Annotated in this window: 19 protein-coding genes; 9 read left to right on the top strand and 10 right to left on the bottom strand. The window is 65.8% G+C overall.

The features are described 5' to 3' along the window. Nucleotides 1-405: 405 nt before the first annotated feature. Nucleotides 406-1,695, bottom strand: a complete 1,290-nt coding sequence (locus F7O44_RS09470) for an NYN domain-containing protein (protein ID WP_222851215.1) — start codon at nucleotides 1,693-1,695, stop codon at nucleotides 406-408. 198 nt (nucleotides 1,696-1,893) lie between these two features. Here F7O44_RS09470 and F7O44_RS09465 point away from each other — a divergent pair, with 198 nt between their 5' ends. Continuing rightward, a complete protein-coding gene (locus F7O44_RS09465; RefSeq protein WP_162449947.1) occupies nucleotides 1,894-3,630 on the top strand; it encodes a DEDD exonuclease domain-containing protein in 1,737 nt (578 codons plus the stop codon). Nucleotides 3,631-3,710: 80 nt separating this feature from the next. Beyond that, nucleotides 3,711-3,995, top strand: coding sequence for an Lrp/AsnC ligand binding domain-containing protein (locus tag F7O44_RS09460; protein ID WP_162449946.1), 285 nt, complete (start codon nucleotides 3,711-3,713; stop codon nucleotides 3,993-3,995). A 169-nt stretch (nucleotides 3,996-4,164) separates the two neighbouring features. Here the strand turns inward: F7O44_RS09460 and trpD are convergent, their stop codons facing one another. Beyond that, complete coding sequence (trpD, locus tag F7O44_RS09455; protein ID WP_162449945.1) at nucleotides 4,165-5,208, bottom strand: anthranilate phosphoribosyltransferase; 1,044 nt, start codon at nucleotides 5,206-5,208, stop codon at nucleotides 4,165-4,167. Continuing rightward, nucleotides 5,205-5,621 (bottom strand): hypothetical protein, encoded by a 417-nt coding sequence (locus F7O44_RS09450; protein WP_162449944.1) that lies wholly within the window; start codon nucleotides 5,619-5,621, stop codon nucleotides 5,205-5,207. Before F7O44_RS09450 ends, trpD begins: the two co-directional genes overlap by 4 nt. A gap of 181 nt (nucleotides 5,622-5,802) precedes the next feature. Between F7O44_RS09450 and ctaE the strand changes: the two genes are divergently transcribed. The 4 genes from ctaE to qcrB are packed head-to-tail and all read left to right on the top strand — an operon-like array spanning nucleotide 5,803 to nucleotide 10,095. Further along, nucleotides 5,803-6,441 (top strand): aa3-type cytochrome oxidase subunit III, encoded by a 639-nt coding sequence (ctaE, locus tag F7O44_RS09445; RefSeq protein WP_343073846.1) that lies wholly within the window; start codon nucleotides 5,803-5,805, stop codon nucleotides 6,439-6,441. Between the two features lie 11 nt (nucleotides 6,442-6,452). Further along, nucleotides 6,453-7,328, top strand: a complete 876-nt coding sequence (qcrC, locus tag F7O44_RS09440) for a cytochrome bc1 complex diheme cytochrome c subunit (RefSeq protein ID WP_343073845.1) — start codon at nucleotides 6,453-6,455, stop codon at nucleotides 7,326-7,328. After that, a complete protein-coding gene (qcrA, locus tag F7O44_RS09435; protein ID WP_222851214.1) occupies nucleotides 7,325-8,404 on the top strand; it encodes a cytochrome bc1 complex Rieske iron-sulfur subunit in 1,080 nt (359 codons plus the stop codon). The genes qcrC and qcrA overlap by 4 nt, the downstream gene beginning before the upstream one ends. Beyond that, on the top strand, nucleotides 8,401-10,095 hold the full coding sequence (gene qcrB, locus F7O44_RS09430; protein ID WP_162449941.1) for a cytochrome bc1 complex cytochrome b subunit: 1,695 nt from the start codon (nucleotides 8,401-8,403) through the stop codon (nucleotides 10,093-10,095). Before qcrA ends, qcrB begins: the two co-directional genes overlap by 4 nt. A 183-nt stretch (nucleotides 10,096-10,278) precedes the next feature. On the opposite strand, the gene F7O44_RS09425 is transcribed toward qcrB, so the two are convergent. From F7O44_RS09425 to ctaC, 4 genes are all read right to left on the bottom strand, one after another. Further along, nucleotides 10,279-10,752 carry an SRPBCC family protein gene (locus F7O44_RS09425; RefSeq protein ID WP_162449940.1) on the bottom strand — a complete coding sequence of 158 codons (474 nt, stop codon included), beginning with the start codon at nucleotides 10,750-10,752 and terminating at the stop codon, nucleotides 10,279-10,281. 159 nt (nucleotides 10,753-10,911) lie between these two features. Beyond that, on the bottom strand, nucleotides 10,912-11,307 hold the full coding sequence (locus F7O44_RS09420; RefSeq protein ID WP_162449939.1) for an aa3-type cytochrome oxidase subunit IV: 396 nt from the start codon (nucleotides 11,305-11,307) through the stop codon (nucleotides 10,912-10,914). After that, a complete protein-coding gene (gene ctaD / locus F7O44_RS09415; RefSeq protein WP_343073844.1) occupies nucleotides 11,304-13,109 on the bottom strand; it encodes an aa3-type cytochrome oxidase subunit I in 1,806 nt (601 codons plus the stop codon). The genes F7O44_RS09420 and ctaD overlap by 4 nt, the downstream gene beginning before the upstream one ends. After that, entirely contained in the window at nucleotides 13,106-13,921 is an 816-nt protein-coding gene (gene ctaC, locus F7O44_RS09410; protein ID WP_222851213.1) for an aa3-type cytochrome oxidase subunit II, read from the bottom strand. Before ctaC ends, ctaD begins: the two co-directional genes overlap by 4 nt. Before the next feature lie 179 nt (nucleotides 13,922-14,100). On the opposite strand from ctaC, the gene F7O44_RS09405 reads away from it, so the two are divergent. Together F7O44_RS09405 and F7O44_RS29610 are read left to right on the top strand one after the other, a co-directional pair. Further along, entirely contained in the window at nucleotides 14,101-15,240 is a 1,140-nt protein-coding gene (locus F7O44_RS09405; RefSeq protein WP_222851212.1) for a cysteine desulfurase family protein, read from the top strand. A 12-nt stretch (nucleotides 15,241-15,252) separates the two neighbouring features. Further along, entirely contained in the window at nucleotides 15,253-15,483 is a 231-nt protein-coding gene (locus tag F7O44_RS29610; protein ID WP_222851211.1) for a sulfurtransferase TusA family protein, read from the top strand. A 155-nt stretch (nucleotides 15,484-15,638) separates the two neighbouring features. On the opposite strand, the gene erpA is transcribed toward F7O44_RS29610, so the two are convergent. Both erpA and F7O44_RS09395 read right to left on the bottom strand, forming a co-directional pair. Continuing rightward, nucleotides 15,639-15,986, bottom strand: coding sequence for an iron-sulfur cluster insertion protein ErpA (gene erpA, locus F7O44_RS09400; RefSeq protein WP_162449937.1), 348 nt, complete (start codon nucleotides 15,984-15,986; stop codon nucleotides 15,639-15,641). 145 nt (nucleotides 15,987-16,131) lie between these two features. Beyond that, entirely contained in the window at nucleotides 16,132-17,256 is a 1,125-nt protein-coding gene (locus tag F7O44_RS09395; RefSeq protein WP_162449936.1) for a glycerate kinase family protein, read from the bottom strand. A gap of 17 nt (nucleotides 17,257-17,273) precedes the next feature. Between F7O44_RS09395 and F7O44_RS09390 the strand changes: the two genes are divergently transcribed. Next, nucleotides 17,274-18,116, top strand: a complete 843-nt coding sequence (locus tag F7O44_RS09390) for a GNAT family N-acetyltransferase (protein ID WP_162449935.1) — start codon at nucleotides 17,274-17,276, stop codon at nucleotides 18,114-18,116. 157 nt (nucleotides 18,117-18,273) lie between these two features. Here F7O44_RS09390 and F7O44_RS32305 read toward each other — a convergent pair whose 3' ends face one another. Beyond that, entirely contained in the window at nucleotides 18,274-18,513 is a 240-nt protein-coding gene (locus tag F7O44_RS32305) for a hypothetical protein (protein ID WP_162449934.1), read from the bottom strand. Nucleotides 18,514-18,596 lie beyond the last annotated feature (83 nt).

Below are 18,596 nucleotides of genomic sequence, written 5' to 3'. Positions count from 1 at the left end.
GAGTGGGCTGGCAGCAGGCACCTGATGCGGGAGCCTAGCCAGCCGACCGCATGTCAGGCAAACCCCTGGGCCAAGTTTCTGTGAACTTTTTGCCAAGATCAGCGTCTGCGGTGCCCGGAACCTGCTCCACAACCGTGAGCCGAAGGGGCGGAACCATGCCCGCATCAGCAAGAACGCCGATAGCCTCTTGCTCCGCCCCGTCGAGATCGGCGACACCGCCACCAAGTAGGACATTCACCACACAATCGGAGCACGCCAGGTTGCGCATCTCGCAACGGTCGCAATCGATCAGCATCTCCTGTACCTCCTGATATCTGCCGTCACATCCAGATGTCAATGAAGGTAAACGCGGGCACTGACAGAGTCCGCCACTGTGGCACCACGAGATTCACAGGGATCAGGCGTTCAGGTGCGCAACAGGCCCACCAGCGCTGCCGCTTCGACAGAACGCACACCGGGACGCCGCACCGACTCGGCGACTTCCCGGTCGGACGACACGACCACTCCGACTCGCCCTTCGGGCTCGGCAGCGATCAGATCCCTGATCAGCTCGTCGGCCGTCTGGCCGGGGCGGCTGAACCGCACCCGCACCCCTGGGGCCAGCCCGACCGGCGGTGGCACCGATACGTCGGAGCCGTCGAACACACACGTGACCTCTGCTCCGGTTCTAGCCGCCAGGGCGGTGAGTCCTTGGAGCAGCCGTGTTCGCTGGGCGTCGAGCGGAGTGGCGGGCCACGCTTCTTTCGTCACGTTGTAGCCGTCCACCACCGCGTGCGCGCGTGGCAGGGCCAGCAGCTCGGACAGCAACGCGGGATCATTGGCGGCGCGGCCGGACCCCACCCCGGACGCCGGCCTCGGCTGCGCCGGCTCGACAGCCTGGACGGTGTCCGCCGGGCGTAGAGAATGGGCCGGCAACGCAAGCTCGCGACGCACCCCGGTCACGGCATCGGACAGCGTATCCAGCAGCAGGGTCAGGCGCGCCGTGCCCAGATCGCGTTCGCCTCGCCCGGTTCGCCGGTTGGCCGCAGCGGCTTCCTCAGCCTCTGCCAGGCGGGAACGCAGCCTCCGCGCTTCCGATTCCGCGGCCTTCTGGGCGGCCTGGGCCTGTTCCACCGCGGTGGCGGCCTCGGTCCGGGCATCAGCTTCGGCGTCCCGCGCCGCTGACAGCTTGGACCGGGTCTGCTGAAGCGTCCGGCGCAGGGTCGAGTTCTCCTCCTTGAGTCGGTTCACCTCGCCTCTGAGACGGTCGCGTGTCTCCCGCGCATGCGCTCGCGCGGCGTCCAACTGCTCCTGTATCCGGGCGGCGACCTCGGCTTCGCGCTGTCCCCGGCTCCGCTCGGCCTCCCGTTCCACCGCGGCCGCGGCGGCATCGACCAGGTCCTCCCAGCCCTCCGGTCGCTGCAGGTATGCGATCGCCGCGACTTCGACCGGATCCGCCGCAGCCGGCGGCTCGCCGTTCTCGAGACTCCGCACGAGCATGGGATTGCTCTTGGCCACGGTTTCGAACACCTTCCGCCGAAAGGACGGCTCAGACTCGATTGCGGCCGCTATAGCGGCACCCCCGAGCCGAGCCCGCTTGGCGGCCGCGAACCGCGCCACCGGGCGTAGAGCAGCCGGGACGTCAGACAGCGCGAGAGTACCGAGGATGTCGGAGCCCAGGGCGACAACCCTGGCTCGGACCGGATCGGGAAGCACGATTCCAGCCTAGGTCCCGTAGCGCCGGCGTCACATCCATGGCGGAAACGCCGACGTCATCAGCTTCCGCGCGGCCAGCGGCTCTTGCGGGCGGCAGCGGGCCGGGACCTGGCGCACTGCCGCCCGAGCCCAGATCTCGGTGACCCGGTACCGCGTGGCTCGTCGATGTTGTCGGTGCCGGCACCTACCGTGCGTTGCATGCGGGGCGTGCAAGGAACCATTGACGAGATCGGATTGCCGCTGGCGTCCACCACCTTCGTGGTTGTCGACCTGGAAACCACCGGCGGTTCTCCCAGATCAGCGGAAATCACCGAGTTCGGGGCTGTGAAAGTCTGCGGCGGCGAGACGCTCGGCGAGTTCAGCACCCTTGTTCGCCCCACCGTGCCGATCCCACCGTTCATAGCCGTGCTCACCGGTATCACCGACGCGATGCTGGCCGATGCGCCCAGGGTCACTTCAGCGCTGCCGTCGTTCCTCGAATTCGCTCGCGGATCGGTGCTCGTCGCCCACAACGCGCCGTTCGACATCGGCTTTCTCCGGGCCGCTTGTGACCAGCTCGGGATCGCCTGGCCGAAGTTCCAGGTCCTGGACACCGCGAGGCTCGCCCGCCGCGTGCTGGCACGGGACGAGGCACACAACTGCAAACTGTCCACGCTGGCCGCTCTCTTCCGCGCCCGCACCATGCCGACCCACCGTGCTCTCGACGACGCCCGGGCGACGGTGGACGTACTGCACGGCCTGTTAGAGCGGCTGGGCAACGTCGGTGTACACACGGTCGAAGAGCTCAGCCTGTGGCAGAGCACCGTTACCCCGGCCCAGCGGGCCAAACGCCATCTCGCCGAACGGGTCGCCTCCGCCCCGGGGGTCTATGTCTTCGCCGACACCGACGGACGGGCGCTCTATGTGGGCAAGAGCAAGAACATGCGCGCTCGCGTTCGCACGTATTTCACAGCGTCGGAGACACGCACCCGGATGACCGAGATGGTCGCCATCGCGTCGTCGATCACCGGAATCGAATGTGCCACCAATCTCGAAGCCGAGGTCCGGGAGCTACGGCTCATCGCCGAACGCAAGCCCCGGTACAACCGTCGTTCGCGATTCCCCGAACGTGGCAGCTGGCTGAAGCTCACCATCGAGCCTTTCCCCAGGCTGTCGCTTGTTCGTCAGGTTCGCGACGACGGCGCCGCGTACCTCGGGCCGTTCAGTTCGAAACGCAGCGCCGAGGCCACTATGACGGCATTGCACGAGGCCATTCCGATCAGACAATGCACCCAGCGCCTCTCCCCGTCCAAGCCGACATCACCGTGCATTCTGGCCGAGATGGGCCGGTGCGGGGCGCCCTGCTCGGGCGCCGAGACCGTTGACGAGTATGCGGCGCACGCCGACGCCGTGCGTACCGCCTTCACCGGTGATCCCAGCACCGTCGTACGACGCCTGCGCAGGCGTATCGACGACCTCGCCGAACGGCAGCGCTACGAGGACGCCGCGTCGCATCGAGATCGTCTGTCCGCCTTCGTTCGCACGGCGATGCGGTGTCAGCGGATAGCCGCGCTGGCCGCCGTCCGGCAACTCGTGGCCGCAAGGCGGCTCGAGATGGGCGGTTGGGAGATCCACGTCATCCGGCACGGCCGGCTGGCAGCCGCGGGCACATCGCCACCGGGCGCCGACCCCCGCCCGTATGTCAGCTCACTCGTGGCCACGGCCGAGACGGTCGGTAGCCCTCCCCCGCCGCTGCCGGCCGGCACCTCGGAGGAAGCCGAGTGCGTGCTCCGCTGGCTGGAGACGCCGGGTGTCCGGCTGGTCGAGGTGGACGGCTGCTGGTCTTACCCCGCCCCCAGCGCGGCTGCCTATGCCGACATCGTGGCCGCTTCGGAAACAGATCACATGAACGCCCAACCCTTCACCGACCGCCGCGGGTTACGCCCCACCGGATGAGCACCCCCAGGAGTTCGGGTCAGCCAGATGGCTTCGCCGACACCCAGGTAGTGTCTGACTTGTCAGAGAGGAGACAGCTTGTGATCACTGCGATCGTGTTCATCCAGGCCGACGTCGCGAGAATTCCAGAGGTAGCTGAGAAGATCGCCGCGTTGGACGGCGTCAGCGAGGTCTACTCCGTCACGGGCGAGATCGACCTGGTCGCGATGGTCCGGGTGCGCACCCATGAAGCCGTCGCCGACGTCGTCGCTGACCGGTTGAACAAGATCGAAGGCGTGCTCAACACGGAGACGCACATCGCGTTCCGGGCCTACTCCCGGCACGATCTCGAGGCCGCTTTCGCCCTAGGCGCCGAAGGTGGCTAAGTGGCTCCGGCGCCATCCATTTACTCGCGTCTGCGGGGCGAGGAGGGGCTCCGGCTGATGGAACCTCTCCATGGCGTGGCGGGCATCAGCGAGGGACGACGATCGCGAAGCCACTCTCGGACCGAGTCTGCTGGGCGAGGAGAGGTTCCATGAGCCGGAGCCCCGAGTCTCAACGCGCGGCGGTCACCCAACGCTCCAACACCGCGCCAGCAGCGCCGGAGTCGACGGCCGCGCGTGCCTGTTCCAGGCCGGCCGCCAGCCGCTCCACAAGCGGCGCGTCCGAGCCGTAAAACGCGGCCAGACCGGCGGCAGCGTTGAGCAGCACAGCGTCACGGACCGGGCCTTGCTCGCCAGCCAGGAGTCTGCGTACGGCATCGGCGTTGTAGGCAGCATCGCCGCCGCGCAAGGCCTCGGGCCGGCCGGGAGCGAGCTCTAGCTCGGCCGGGTCGAAACGTTCTTCGACAACTTCGCCCTGGCGTACGACCCATACCCGCGATGTTGTGGTGGTGGTCAGTTCATCCAGACCGTCGTCGCCGCGAAATACCAGGGCAGACACTCCCCTACCGGCCAGCACCCCAGCCACGATCCCCGCCATACGGGAATCAGCAACGCCCACGGCCTGTGCACTGGGCCGGGCGGGGTTGGCCAGGGGTCCCAGGAAGTTGAACGTGGTGAGTACCCCGAGCTCGCGACGAGGGACGGCGGCGTGCCGCATGGATGGATGGAAGGCCGCCGCGAAACAGAAGGTGATGCCGACCTCGTCGGCGATCTCGGCTACCCGTTCCGGTGGAAGGTCGAGCCGCACACCGAGCTCTTCCAGTACGTCGGCCGCCCCGCAGGCCGAGGACGCGGCGCGGTTGCCGTGTTTGACCACCCTGGTTCCCGCGCCGGCCGCCACGATCGCCGCCATGGTCGAGATGTTCACAGTGTGCGAGCGGTCACCGCCGGTACCGACGATGTCGAGTGCCGGGCGGAGCTGGCCAGATGTGCCGAAAGGTGTCGCATTGGCGTACATGGCCTCGACCATGCCGTCGACCTCGTCGACCGTCTCTCCCTTGGCCCGCAGCGCGATCACGAATCCGGCAATCTGCGCCGACGTCGCTTCGCCGCGCATGATCTCGTTCATCGCCCAGGTGGTGGCTTCGGCGGGCAAATCCTGCCGGTTAAGCAGCGACGACAACAACTCCGGCCACGTCTGCGGCGCCCCACTCATGATGCGGCTCGCAGCTCCGCGCGTCGGCGCATGAGGTCCGCGACCGCCGAGGCGACCTCCAGTGGGTCCAGTGGGTGAGCCACCACTGCCTCGGCCCGGGACCAGGTGGCGAGCCAGGCGTCATCACGACGGCCGATCAGGAGCAGGATGGGCGGCGCCTGGAAGATCTCCTCTTTCGCCTGCCGCGCGATACCCATGCCGCCAATCGGTACCGCTTCGCCGTCGAGCACCGCGACGTCGATGTCGCCGGTCTCCAAAGCGTCGATCACGGCCGCTTGGGTGGCCGTCTCGACGAGTTCGACCAACGGAAGGTCGGCTGCGGGCCGCCGCCCGATGGCAAGCCGGACCTTGTCGCGCGTGGCGCGGTCGTCGCTGTAGACGAGTACAGTCATCTTCGGCTCGTTGCTGGTCATCGGGTAGTCCTCGCTGGCACTCGATCTAGCGGGCGGGCCTCGGCGAACACCGCAGGCAGGATCGTTCGCGTCTGCTCTGTCACCGCTGGCCATCTTGTCATTCACGATGGTACTGGCTTGTTTGACGGCGTGTCGGCGGGGCGGGGTCACATCCGCGAAGCGGTACCGACATAATGGCCACGTGGCTTCCACGACTGCAGCTGACTCTGCCCATCCACAGGCGCCGGTGCGACCAAATCTGTCCTCGGTCGGCACCATCGTCTTCCTGTCCAGCGAGCTCATGTTCTTCGCGGCTCTGTTCGCGATGTACTTCACGCTCCGGTCAAATGCCCCGGGTGTGTGGGAAGAACAGGCTCAGCTACTGGACGTGCCGTTCGCGCTGACCATCACCACCGTCCTGGTGTTGTCGTCGGTCACGTGCCAGTTCGGCGTGCTCGCCGCGGAACGTGGCCAGGTCGGGCGGACCGGCAGCGTACTCCAGGTCGGCAAGTGGGGCATGCGTGAGTGGTTCGTCCTCACGTTCCTGATGGGGTCCTTCTTCATCGCCGGCCAGGTTTACGAGTACGCGGAGCTGGTCCTCCACAAGGGGCTGACGCTCTCGAGCGATCCCTACGGGTCGATCTTCTATCTGGCCACCGGTTTCCACGGTCTGCACGTCACTCTTGGCCTTCTCGCGTTCCTCCTCGTGATGGGACGCACCTACATGACCCGGCGGTTCACCCACGAGCAGGCCACCAGCGCCATCGTCGTCTCCTACTACTGGCACTTCGTCGATGTCGTCTGGATCGCCCTGTTCCTCACCATTTACGTCATCCAGTGATGAGGAGAAACGTGTCTCGATCTTCTTCGGGCCGCCGCGCCGGCGGGTGGTTCGGCCGGACGCTGTCGACACGCCGCCGCCACCCTCTGGCGGCGGTGGCGGTCCTGCTCGTCGTACTCCTCACTTGCGGCACGGCCTACGCTGCTCTCTCACCGACCACCAGCGCTCCCTCCAACGCCACGGCCCAGTCCACGCAGATTGAGGAAGGCCGCCAGCTGTTCGCCATCGGCTGCGCGTCATGCCACGGCCTCGGCGGCGAAGGCCAGATCCGCGAAGACGGCACGGTGCTGGGGCCGTCTCTGATCGGAGTCGGTGCCGCAGCGGTCGACTTCCAGGTCGGCACCGGCCGGATGCCCATGGCGGCCCCGGCCGCGCAAGCGCCCGCCAAAGAGGTGGCCTACAGCGACGAGCAGATCGCGGCCATGGCCGAATTCGTCGCCTCGCTGGCTCCGGGCCCGGAGATTCCCGAGGGCGACATCATCGACCCTGAGGCCGATGGAGTGGACATCGCCCGCGGTGGCCTGCTCTTCCGCACCAACTGCGCCCAGTGCCACAACACCTCCGGGCAGGGCGGTGCGCTCACGTACGGCCAGGAGGCGCCCATGCTGACCGGCGTCGACCCCAAGCACGTCTACGAGGCCATGCTTACTGGCCCCCAAGCGATGCCGGTGTTCAACGACGAGCTTCTCGTGCCCGAGGACAAGCGCGACATCATCGCCTTCCTGCACTCGGTCGAGAACGAGCCCAACCCCGGCGGTCTCGGCATCGGCCGGGTCGGTCCGGTCTCCGAAGGCCTCTGGGCCTGGCTCGTCGGTCTCGCCGGACTCATCGGCTTCGCTGCCTGGATCGTTACCAGGTCGGCGGCAGCCAGGAGGTCGTCGTCATGACTACATCGAAGAGTGAGGACATGAGTTACCCGGTCGACCACCCCGAGCAATCCGGTGAGGTGGAGCATCACGCACCAGCGGGTGATCCCATTCCGGATCCGGGCATGCATGACCCCGGACCACGGCTGACCGACGTCGACGCCAAAGCTCAGCGGCGGGCCGAACGGCAGGTTGCCGGTATGTTCGGTCTCGCCTCGGTGCTCATCATCGCCTCGATCGTCGCCTATGTGGCTTTCGAGATCGAGACGCCCGAAGGCGTCAGCAATGTCGGCGACGTCCAGGTCAGCAACTTCGCCCTCGGAATGACCCTCGGGCTGGCACTGCTGCTCATCGGCGTGGGCGCCGTGCAGTGGTCGCGTGCACTCATGACCAGCCCGGAGTTCGCGGAGAAGCGCAAGCCGCTCCACAGCCCGGTGGAAGCCAGAAACGACTCGCTCGCCGACTTCAACCTCGGCACCGAGGAGACCGGCTTCGGCCGGCGCAAGATGATCCGGAACTCGCTGCTCGGCGCGCTGGCCCTGCTGCCGTTGCCGGCCATCGTGCTACTTCGCGACCTCGGCCCGTTGCCCGGTGACACCAAGGAGAACACCGTCTGGGCCGAAGGCGTCAGGCTGCTGACCGACGTCACCTTCCAGCCGATCCGCGCTTCCGAGCTCGAGCTGGGCCAACTGGTCAACGTCATGCCCGCCACCTATCAGGATCTGCCGGACCACGGCCCCGCACGTATCAACGAGCGCGCCAAGTCCCCGGTCATGCTGATCAGGATGCTGCCGGACGAGCTGTCCCCCGCGGAGGGCCGCGACAACTGGCACGTCGACGGCATCATCGCCTACTCCAAGATCTGTACTCACACAGGCTGTCCCATCAGCTTGTACGAGCGGACCACCCATCACATGCTCTGTCCCTGTCACCAGTCGACCTTCGACCTCGCCGACAACGGCAAGGTCATCTTCGGCCCGGCTACCCGGCCGCTACCTCAGCTGCCGATCGCGGTCGACGACGAAGGATTTTTGGTCGCGCAGAGCGACTTCACGGAGCCGGTCGGGCCGACATACTGGGAGCGCGGTAGATCATGAGCACCACCACCAGCACGCCCGCGGACGTGAGCACCAGCAACAACGCAGTGGTCAAAGGCGCTGGCAAGGTCGTCGGATTCGTCGATGATCGGGTCAGGTCGAATAACTGGCTGAAGCGGAACCTACGCAAGGTCTTCCCCGACCATTGGTCGTTCCTGCTCGGCGAGATCGCCCTGTTCAGCTTGATCCTGGTGCTTCTGTCCGGTGTTTTCCTCACCTTGTGGTTCAAGCCCTCGATGGCGCACATCACCTATGAGGGCGCCTACGTGCCGATGCGCGGCATCGGCATGTCCGAAGCGTACGCCTCGACCCTCGAGATCTCGTTCGAGGTCCGTGGTGGTCTGCTGATGCGTCAGGTGCACCACTGGGGCACCCTCGTATTCGTCGCCGCCATGTCGGTCCATATGCTCCGGGTGTTCTTCACCGGCGCGTTCCGCAAGCCGCGCGAGATCAACTGGCTGGTCGGCCTCACACTTCTGGTGCTGGGGGCGCTCAACGGCTTCACCGGCTACTCGCTCCCGGACGACCTGCTCTCCGGCACCGGGCTCCGGATCATCGAGGGTGGCGTACTAGCCATGCCGGTGATCGGGACCTATCTTTCATACTTCCTCTTCGGCGGGGAGTATCCGGGCGAAGACATCATCTCCCGGTTCTACGCGATCCACATCTTGCTGGTACCCGGTCTGATCGTCGCCTTGGTCACTCTGCATTTGCTGTTGATCTGGTTCCAGAAGCACACCCAGTGGGCCGGTCCTGGCAAGAGCAACAAGAACGTCGTCGGTTACCCGTTCTTCCCGATCTACATGACCAAGGCCGGCGGGTTCATGTTCATCGTCTTCGGCTTCATCTTCTTGATGTCGGCGACGATCCAGATCAACCCATTGTGGTTCTACGGTCCATACGATCCATCGCAGGTCACGGCGGGTGTCCAGCCAGACTGGTATATCGGGTTCCTCGACGGTGGATTGCGGCTGATGCCGCCCTGGGAGATAGGGATCTTCGGGTACTACTTCGCACCCAGCGTTCTACTACCCGCGATCATCCTGCCCGGCGTTATCCTGACGGCCTTCGCACTGTATCCATGGATCGAGCGGAAGATCACCGGTGACAACCGCGAGCACCACACTCTCGACCGGCCGCGCAACGTTCCGGTTCGCACCTCGCTCGGCGTCGCGTTCATCGTCTTCTACATCCTTCTGTGGATCGCTGGCGGAAACGACTTCTTCGCCACGACGTTGAATATCCCGGTCAACTGGGTGTCGAGATTCTTGCAGGTCAGCGTGATTGTCATGCCGCCCATAGCGTTCTGGATCACCAAACGGATCTGCCTCGGCCTGCAACGTCGAGACAGGGAGAAGGTGCTGCACGGACGTGAGTCGGGCATCATCATGGTCAGCCCGGACGGTGAGTTCACCGAGCGGCACGTCCCGCTCGATCAAGCCACCGCCTTCACGCTGACCGCCCACGAGCGCGACGTTGTCTACGAACCCGGTCCGGCCACGGATGCACAGGGTATTCCGAACCCGGATTACAAGAAGGAGCGTCGACGGGCGCAGATCTCCCGGTTCTACTTCGGCGATGTCATTCCGAAGCCGACGGCCGAGGAGCTCGAGCACAGCCACCACGCACATGGCGAACTCGAGATGGCTGACGACGAAGCCTCGGAGAACATCATCTCCGGACAGCAATAAGCCCTGAGAAGCTCGAGAGGCCGTGCCCTGTTAAAAAGGGGTCACGGCCTCTCGGCTTTTCCGGGGACGGCCGGACGGGCCCCGGGGCGGCTTACCGCGACCATTCCAGAGCCAGGGCGCACACGGTCGGCTTCCGCTCCCCCGTGCCTCGCTATGGGGCTATCTTTGAGCCCGGGCGGGATCTCAACCGGGTGATTCGGCCGCCAGAGCCTGTCGCAGCCCTCGCTCGCCACCGCGCATCACCGCCCGGTGACCCAAGAGGAACAGAGGCCGTAGCGCGGGTGCGAGGAGATTCATCCAGGTACGCGTCGTATGCACCCACCACGTCACGTCGATCCGGGTGCCGCCGCCGGGCAGCTCCGAAAGTGCGACTTCGGCTAGTCCGGTCAGGTCGCCGCCGGCCGCCATCCGAACTCGCGTGCCTTCCACTACTTCGGTGACGAGCAACGAGGTCCGCAGCCGGTAGCCGAGTGGGCTCTTCCACGTACACACAGCGCGGCTGCCAACCAGGCGACTCGTGCGTTGTATCTCGATCTCCCGCAGCCGCGGCCACCAGTCGAACCACCGTTGGCCAGGCGACGTGAGGAAATCCCAACACCGACTCAGCGGGACGGCAACGACCCACACAGACCCGAACTGGTAGCTTCGCGGCTTCATACTTCCCGAGGCTAACCAATCGGCGCTCCCGCGAACCGACCTGAGGAGTGCTAGAAAAAGCACCTCGCACGGGACCTGCATGTCCCGCGCGAGGTGAGAGGGAACAACCCGGCGAACTACAAAACCTGGGGCCAGCTCGTCCGAGCCCGCCCTGCGGTTCTAGTGAGCGTGCTCGCCCCGGTAGTACTCGAAGACCCAGCCGATCACCGCGATAGCAGCCAACGCCGCTCCGATGATGAAGATGAACCAGGCAAACACCAGCCCGACAAACACGACCGTGGCCGCCGCGCCACCCATCAGCGGCCACCACGAGTGCGGACTGAAGAATCCGTACTCGCCGGCCAGCTCCTCGATCTCACCGTCATGACGGTCTTCTGGCCGCGGCCCCATTCTGCGCGCCAACAGCATGAAGTAGAAGGCGATCATCGCACCAAGGCCGAACGTCAGCGTCAACGCCGTCGTTCCCGTGGGATCGTTGGACAGCAGCCAATAGATCGGTGTGACGACCGCCAGGAAGATGGCGACAATAACGAAGATCAGCGCCTCGATTTTCACTGCTCGCCCTCCCGCTTTTCGTTCTCGTCGCGCTGATCATCCTCGGGCGATTGGACCGGCTCGTCCGGAGTGCCCATCTCACCGGCCAACTGAACGTCAGGCGGACCGAATACCTCGGTCATCACCCCACTGGACGCCGGTTTCAGCTGCGACTCAGAGGCGGCTTCGGGGTACTTCAAGTCGAAGGCTGGACGCTCACTGCGGATTCGCGGTAGCGAAGTGAAGTTGTGCCTCGGCGGTGGCGACGAGGTCGCCCACTCGAGAGACTGCCCCCAGCCCCAGGGGTCGTCGACGGCCACCTTGGGTGACAAGCGAGACTTCCACACGTTCCAGAGGAACGGCAGCGTGGAGACTCCGAGCAAGAACGCCCCCACAGTCGATATCTGGTTGAGTCCCGTGAAGCCGTCTTCGGGTAGATAGTCGGCGTAGCGCCGGGGCATGCCGTCCACACCCAGCCAGTGCTGCACCAGGAACGTGGTGTGGAAACCGATGAACAGCGTCCAGAAATGGATCTTGCCCAGACGCTCGTCGAGCATACGGCCGGTCCATTTCGGCCACCAGAAGTAGAAGCCGGCGAACATCGCGAACACGACCGTGCCGAAGACCACATAGTGGAAGTGCGCCACGACGAAGTACGAGTCGGACACATGGAAGTCGAGGGGCGGTGAGGCCAGAATGACGCCGGTCAGGCCACCGAGCAGGAAGGTCACCAGGAAGCCGAGTGAGAAGAGCATCGGCGTTTCGAAGGTCACCGAGCCTCGCCACATAGTGCCGATCCACGCGAAGAACTTCAGACCGGTGGGCACCGCGATCAACATGGTCATAGCGGCGAAGAAGGGCAAGTTCACCGCACCTGTCACGTACATGTGGTGAGCCCACACAGTGACGGACAGCGCCGCGATCGACAGTGTGGCCAGCACCAGTCCCTTGTAACCGAAGATCGGTTTTCGGCTGAACACCGGGATGATCTCGGTGATGATGCCGAAGAACGGCAGCGCGATGATATAGACCTCTGGATGACCGAAGAACCAGAAGAGGTGCTGCCAGAGGATCGCACCACCGGCCGATGGGTCGAAGATGTTCGCGCCGAAGTTACGGTCGGCGAACAGGGCGAACAGCGCGGCCGCCAGCAGCGGGAAGGCGATGATCACAAGGATGCTGGTCACCAGGATATTCCAGGTGAAGATCGGCATCCGGAACATCGTCATGCCGGGCGCGCGCATACACACGATGGTGGTGATGAAGTTGACGCCACCAAAGATGGTGCCGAAACCGCTCATCGCCAGACCCGCTACCCAGAGGTCGCCACCCGCGGACGGACTGTAAAGCGAGTTGGACAGCGGGGTGTAGGCGAACCAGCCGAAGTCGGCTGCACCACCCGGCGTCAGGAAGCCGGCCACCACGATCAGCCCGCCGAACACGAACAGATAGAAGCTGAACATATTCAGTCGGGGAAAGGCGACATCCGGTGCGCCGATCTGCAGCGGCACCATGATGTTGCCGAAGCCGATGAACAAAGGGGTGGCGAACAGCAGCAGCATGATGGTGCCGTGCATGGTGAACAGCTGGTTGAAGAAGCTGTCACTCATCACCTGCGTGCCGGGCGAGAACAGCTCCAAGCGCATCAGCAGGGCGAGCACGCCGCCGATCAGGAAGAACCCGAACGACGCCATCAGGTACATGTACCCGATCACCTTGTGGTCGGTGGACGTAAGCCACCGGACGACGACGTTGCCCTTGCGGTGCGCCGACTGCCGCGGCTGAGGCGCGCCCTCGGTAGTGGGCTCGACGTATGTGGTCACTCTTCACTCCCGGCCTCGTTGAGCGGCCTCTCCGAGTACGCGCCTCGCAGCGGCGCATCTATCTGTCCGGTCTGACCGGCCTCGCGCAGGTTATCCATCTGAGCGGCATACTCCTCGGCCGGGACGACCTCGACGTTGAACAGCATCCGCGAGTGGTACGCGCCACAGAACTCAGCGCACTTACCCGCGAAGGTGCCCAATTGGTTCGGTGTGACGTGGAAGCTGTTGGTGCGCCCTGGAACGACGTCCATCTTCATGTAGAACTGCGGCACCCAGAATGAGTGGATGACATCCGGCGAGTTCAGCTCGAAGCGGACCGTCTCATCGACCGGCAAGTAGAGAGTGGGGATCTCCGTGGTGGTCCCGATGTCGTAGACATCTTCGTCGACGTAGTTGAACGTCCAGGACCACTGCTGCCCGATGACCTCCACCGTCAAGTCCGGAGACTCGGGTTCGGCGAGGATCTCGTCCTGGTGCTGCATGGTGAAGTAGAAGAGCACACCGATGACGATCAACGGCGTCACCGTGTACAAGAACTCGATCGGGATGTTGAATCGCGTCTGGGCGGGCATCTCGTCGTTGCGCTTGCGATACGCGATCGCGGCCCAGAGGATCAGCCCCCACACCAGCACACCTATCACCAGCGCGGCGACCCAGGACCCAACCCAGAGGTCCCCGATCAGCGGCGCTTCCTCAGTGGCGCCCTCGGGCAGCCCCATGCGCTGCCACTGACCGGAAGCGTCCGCGGCACAGCCACTCAGTGCCAATACCGAGGCAACCGCGGCGGCCGCAGCCTTGACCCTGCGACGCACCGGGCGAACTCTTTCATCGTGACCCACGAGGCGCCCTTCCATGCATGGCACTCACCTTGATACGAGCGCCCATCCGGCAACCGGCATGGAACGCCCAAGGCAAGCTTCTGTTGTCGTCGCCCACCTTAGCGGTTACGCGCTGGCGATCTCCGAGGAGGTCTACGGTTACCGTACGTGTCGTGGGTACTCCGCGTGACGACGAGCCGGCGGCCAGTGTTTCAGGTTACTTCGACGCCGCTTCGACCGAACCACTGCATCCCGCTGCGCGCGAGGTGTGGATGGATGCTCTCGACCAAGGCTGGTTCGATCCGGCGCGGCTCTACGGCTCCGCGCGACGTGCGAAGCTGCTGCTTGACAATGCTCGCGAAATCGTGGCGTCCGTCGTGGGAGCCCGCCCCGATGAGGTCTCCTTCACCTCCAGCGGCACGCAGGCGGTCCATCTCGGCATGCTGGGCACGATGCACGCTCGACGCAGAGTGGGGCACGAGGTGGTCGCCTCGGCGGTCGAGCACTCTTCCGTTCTGCACACCGCCACCAGTCGTGTGAGCGTGGACCAGCACGGCCGGGTCGACCCCGCCGAGTTCGCAGCGGCACTACGCCCAGACACGGCGCTGGCGTGCCTGCAGTCCGCCAACCACGAGGTCGGCACCGTGCAACCGGTAGCCGAGGTCGCCGAGGCCTGCCGTGAGCACGGTGTGCCGCTGTTCGTCGATGCCGCCCAGAGTGTCGGAAGGACGCCAACTCCAGGCGGCTGGTCGGTACTAGCTGCCAGTGCCCACAAATGGGGCGGCCCGCCAGGCGTCGGCGTCCTGGCCGTCCGGCGCGATAGCCGCTGGCGCTCAGCGTTGCCCGAGGACGAGCGCGAGAACGGCCGGGTTCCCGGCTTCGAGAACATACCCGCCGTGCTGGCCGCCGCGGCGGCGCTACGGGCCAGAGCCGAAGAGGCCGAACAGCTGGCCGCCCGGCACCGGGACCTCGTCGAGCGGATCCGCCGGGAGATCCCGGCCCGTGTCCCGGACGTGGAAGTGGTCGGGCATCCGGTCGAGCGTCTCCCCCACCTGGTGACCTTCTCCTGCTTATACGCGAACGGTGAGGCATTGGTCACCGAGCTGGACAGGGAGGGTTTCGCGGTGTCGAGCGGCTCGTCGTGCACGGCGAGCACGCTGCGGCCCAGCCACGTTCTCGAAGCGATGGGGGTTCTGACGCACGGCAACGTTCGCGTCTCACTGACGCGGGACAGCACCGCCGAGGACGTCGACCGGTTCCTCAGCGTTGTGCCCGGCGTAGTGGCTCGGCTCCGCACTGAAGCCGGCGTGTGACTGGAGGGGTAGATGAGTGATCTGGTGCTCGACTGCCGGGGTATGAGATGCCCGTTACCCATCATCGAGCTGGCCAAGCGGATCAGTGACGTCCCCGTTGACGGGCTGATTCGGGTCATCGCCGACGATCCCGCCGCGGCCACGGATGTGCCGGCGTGGTGCCGGATGCGCCGTCACGAATACGCCGGGCCAGGCGAACCCGAGGAATCTTCGCCCTCGTACCTGGTCCGGCGCACCCACTAACGGCTTCGCCACCGCACCCCCACCTAAATGATCATGTTTGGTGGGTTCTTTCGAGCGTCAACAAGCCTGCAGGCATGGTGTTGCACGAGGAAACCCACCAAACATGATCATTTAGGTGGGCGCAGGGCCGTGCCGGCGGGCTGACTCAGGCAGTGCTAGTGGAACGAGTCGCCACAGGCGCACGAGGCCGTGGCACTGGGGTTGTCGATGGTGAAGCCCTGCTTCTCGATCGTGTCGACGAAGTCGACCGTGGCACCCATCAGGTACGGAGCGCTCATCCGGTCCACCACGAGGTTGACCCCGCTGAAGTCCTGAACGATGTCGCCGTCAAGCGAGCGCTCATCGAAGAACAGCTGGTAGCGCAGACCAGAGCAGCCGCCCGGCTGCACAGCGATACGCAGTTGGAGGTCGTCCCGCCCTTCTTGCTCGAGGAGAGCTTTGACCTTGGAGGCCGCGTCCTCTGTGAGCACGACGTCGCTGGCGGTCTGTTCCTGAACCGTCATCGTTGTTCTCCTGACGAAATATGTGGACTGCGTCTGTAGGTCTAACGTGCGCGACCGGGATCTCATTCCAAGCCGTAGCTGCCAGTTTACGCAAGATGGGCGTCTCGGCCGCCATGTCGCGAGTCACAACGCCGCACAGCACCGCTCAGCGCCGGCTCCAGGTCTTCGCCACCCGCTCGGCCACGGCCGCCAGGCTACGGGCCGGATGCGCGAACGACTCCTCCGTGCCCACGATGTCGACCAGCGAGTACGCCGCCTCGATCCCGTTGGCGCGCAGTTCACGGTTGCCAACCTGGACGGCTCCGGCCATCGCGATGCACGGACGCAACGCCGAGCCGGCCAATCCGGCTACTCCGACCGGAACCTTGCCGTTCATCGATTGCCAGTCCAATTTGCCCTCACCGGTCACCACCACGTCGGATGTGGCTACCAAGTCCGGAAGGCCCACCGCTGCCGCCACCGTGGCGAAGCCGGGTTCCCGACGCCCGCCGACCAGCAGGATCCCGTATCCCAGCCCTCCAGCCGCGCCCGCCCCCTTGGCGTCAGCGACTTTGCGCCCGGCTGCTTCGGCGAACGTGGTCAGTGCGGCGTCGGCGGCCAGTTTGGCGTCGTCGCCGACGAAGCCTTTCTGTTCTCCGAACACGTTGGTCGCCCCCCGCAGCCCGAGCAGCGGGTTGTCCACGTCCGAAGCCGCGACCAGCTCGACGCCCGCCAGTCTCTCCCGTGCGGGCTCGACGTCGACCGACGCCACGTGAGCCAAACCCTCCGGGCCGGACGTCATCGCCTTGACCGGTTCCGACGACGCGCCAAGCGCGGCCAGCATGCCCGCCCCGGCGTCGTTGGTGCCCGAGCCGCCGAGGCCGATGACGACACGCCGCGCCCCGGCATCGATCGCCGCCGCGATCAGCTCACCGACGCCGTACGTCGAAGCTTGCGCCGCCACCCCGGGGCGAGGCGTACGACCATCCGCCTCGGTGGGCAGAAAGACCAACCCACATGCCTGTGCGGATTCGATGTAGGCCGTCTCCCCCACTTTCAGTACCGCCGCCGGTACCGGGTCCCCGAGCGGCCCGCGCACAGTCACTGCCAGCAGTTCACCGCCCAGGCTCGCGTGCAGGACCTCGATGAACCCCGGTCCGCCGTCTGCCATCGGAACCGTGACGACGTCAGCTTCCGGATCGGTCCGTGACCAGCCTTCGGCTATGGCGTCAGCCGCTTCCACGGCGCTGAGAGTGCCGGCGAATTTGTCAGGTGCAACGAGGATGCGCATACGGCAGAGTCTGCCTCATGCGCATCCGACCGATGAGAGCCGACGACATCGATGCCGCCGAACGCGTCACCGCACGCGCTTTCGCGCCGGACGGGCCGCCGCGCTCCGCGCTGGCCAAACAGCGCTGGACGGGCCGGCTGGCGCATATTCTCGCGGTCGACCGAGACGGCTGCTGGGTGGCCGAAAACGATTCGGGGGTGATCGGGGTGGCGGCCTCGCTGCGCCGGGACAAACTCTGGGTGCTGTCGACTTTCGCCATCGACCCTGATCATCAAGGCCGCGGTGCGGGCAAGGCGCTGCTCGACGCGGCCGTCGGCTACAGCCAGGGGTGCCTGCGCGGGATGCTCTGCGCGATGCCCCACCCCGGAGCGCTGCGTCTGTACCGGAACGCGGGTTTCAACCTGCATCCCACCATGTGCCTCACCGGCGTCGTCACCGGCGACGTCGTGCCGGATGTGCGCGGCGTCCGGCTGGCCGGCGAGTCGGATCTCGACCTCGTCGACTCCGTGGACCGCCGGGCCCGGGACGCAACCCACCGCCCGGACCACGCCATCATGGCCAGCTACGGCCCGCTGCTGATCTGCGACATCATGAACGGCTCCGGCTATGCCTACCTGGACCGGGCCACCATCGGGCCACTGGCCGCGACCAGCCGCGCCGTCGCTCAGCGGCTGATGTGGGCCGCCCTGGCCCAGATCCCACCGGGCGAAGAGGTCAAGGTGCGTTATCTCACATCTGAGCAGGAGTGGGCGCTGGACGTCGGCCTGGCGGCGGGTCTACGCATCGAGCAGGACGGATTTCTCGCCTTCCGGCACATGCGCCCACCGATGCCGTACATCCCCTCGGTCCCTTTCGGCTGATGCGCGGGCGGCGCGACACACTGTCAGCACCGGCCCATATCCTGAGATCATCTCGCATCGGATGCAGCGGAGGTCGGTTCTTATGTGTCAGATGACCCGCCGGAACCTCCTGGGTGCCGCTCTGGCCGGTCTGTCGGTGCCGGCGATCGGCGCGTGTTCATCCGGTGCCGAGACCGGCGGCTCCCCGCCCACACCGGCTGCTCCCACCGAACCTGATACGACGAATTTCGCCGTGACCAACGCCGTCGTCTTCGACGGTGAGCGTGTACTCGACGCGGACACGGTCGTGGTCCGCGACGGGCTCCTCGACGAGATCATCACAGGTCCGCCGAGCGCCGGTGTCGAGGTTCTCGATGCGAAAGGCCGGGTCCTGCTGCCCGGACTCATCGACGCCCATGTGCACATTGCCACCCGATTGTCCCGTCCGGCACTGCGTTTCGGCACCACCACGATGTTCGAGATGTTCGGCCCCGTGGCCAG

Origin of the sequence: Phytoactinopolyspora mesophila (assembly GCF_010122465.1) — a bacterium.
GTDB classification, from domain to species: Bacteria; Actinomycetota; Actinomycetes; order Jiangellales; family Jiangellaceae; genus Phytoactinopolyspora; species Phytoactinopolyspora mesophila.
The sequence above is the reverse complement of the archived record's forward strand: the minus strand, read 5'-3'. Positions and strand labels throughout refer to the sequence as shown.

Bases quoted from the DNA above. Each gene is read 5' to 3' on its own strand.
- F7O44_RS09465 (WP_162449947.1), top strand. From the start codon at position 1,894: ATGCGGGGCGTGCAAGGAACCATTGACGAGATCGGATTGCCGCTGGCG.
- trpD (WP_162449945.1), bottom strand. From the start codon at position 5,208: ATGAGTGGGGCGCCGCAGACGTGGCCGGAGTTGTTGTCGTCGCTGCTT.
- F7O44_RS09450 (WP_162449944.1), bottom strand. From the start codon at position 5,621: ATGACCAGCAACGAGCCGAAGATGACTGTACTCGTCTACAGCGACGAC.
- qcrA (WP_222851214.1), top strand. From the start codon at position 7,325: ATGACTACATCGAAGAGTGAGGACATGAGTTACCCGGTCGACCACCCC.
- qcrB (WP_162449941.1), top strand. From the start codon at position 8,401: ATGAGCACCACCACCAGCACGCCCGCGGACGTGAGCACCAGCAACAAC.
- F7O44_RS09425 (WP_162449940.1), bottom strand. From the start codon at position 10,752: ATGAAGCCGCGAAGCTACCAGTTCGGGTCTGTGTGGGTCGTTGCCGTC.
- F7O44_RS29610 (WP_222851211.1), top strand. From the start codon at position 15,253: ATGAGTGATCTGGTGCTCGACTGCCGGGGTATGAGATGCCCGTTACCC.
- erpA (WP_162449937.1), bottom strand. From the start codon at position 15,986: ATGACGGTTCAGGAACAGACCGCCAGCGACGTCGTGCTCACAGAGGAC.
- F7O44_RS09395 (WP_162449936.1), bottom strand. From the start codon at position 17,256: ATGCGCATCCTCGTTGCACCTGACAAATTCGCCGGCACTCTCAGCGCC.
- F7O44_RS09390 (WP_162449935.1), top strand. From the start codon at position 17,274: ATGCGCATCCGACCGATGAGAGCCGACGACATCGATGCCGCCGAACGC.
- F7O44_RS32305 (WP_162449934.1), bottom strand. From the start codon at position 18,513: ATGGGCGTCGATGAGTCCGGGCAGCAGGACCCGGCCTTTCGCATCGAG.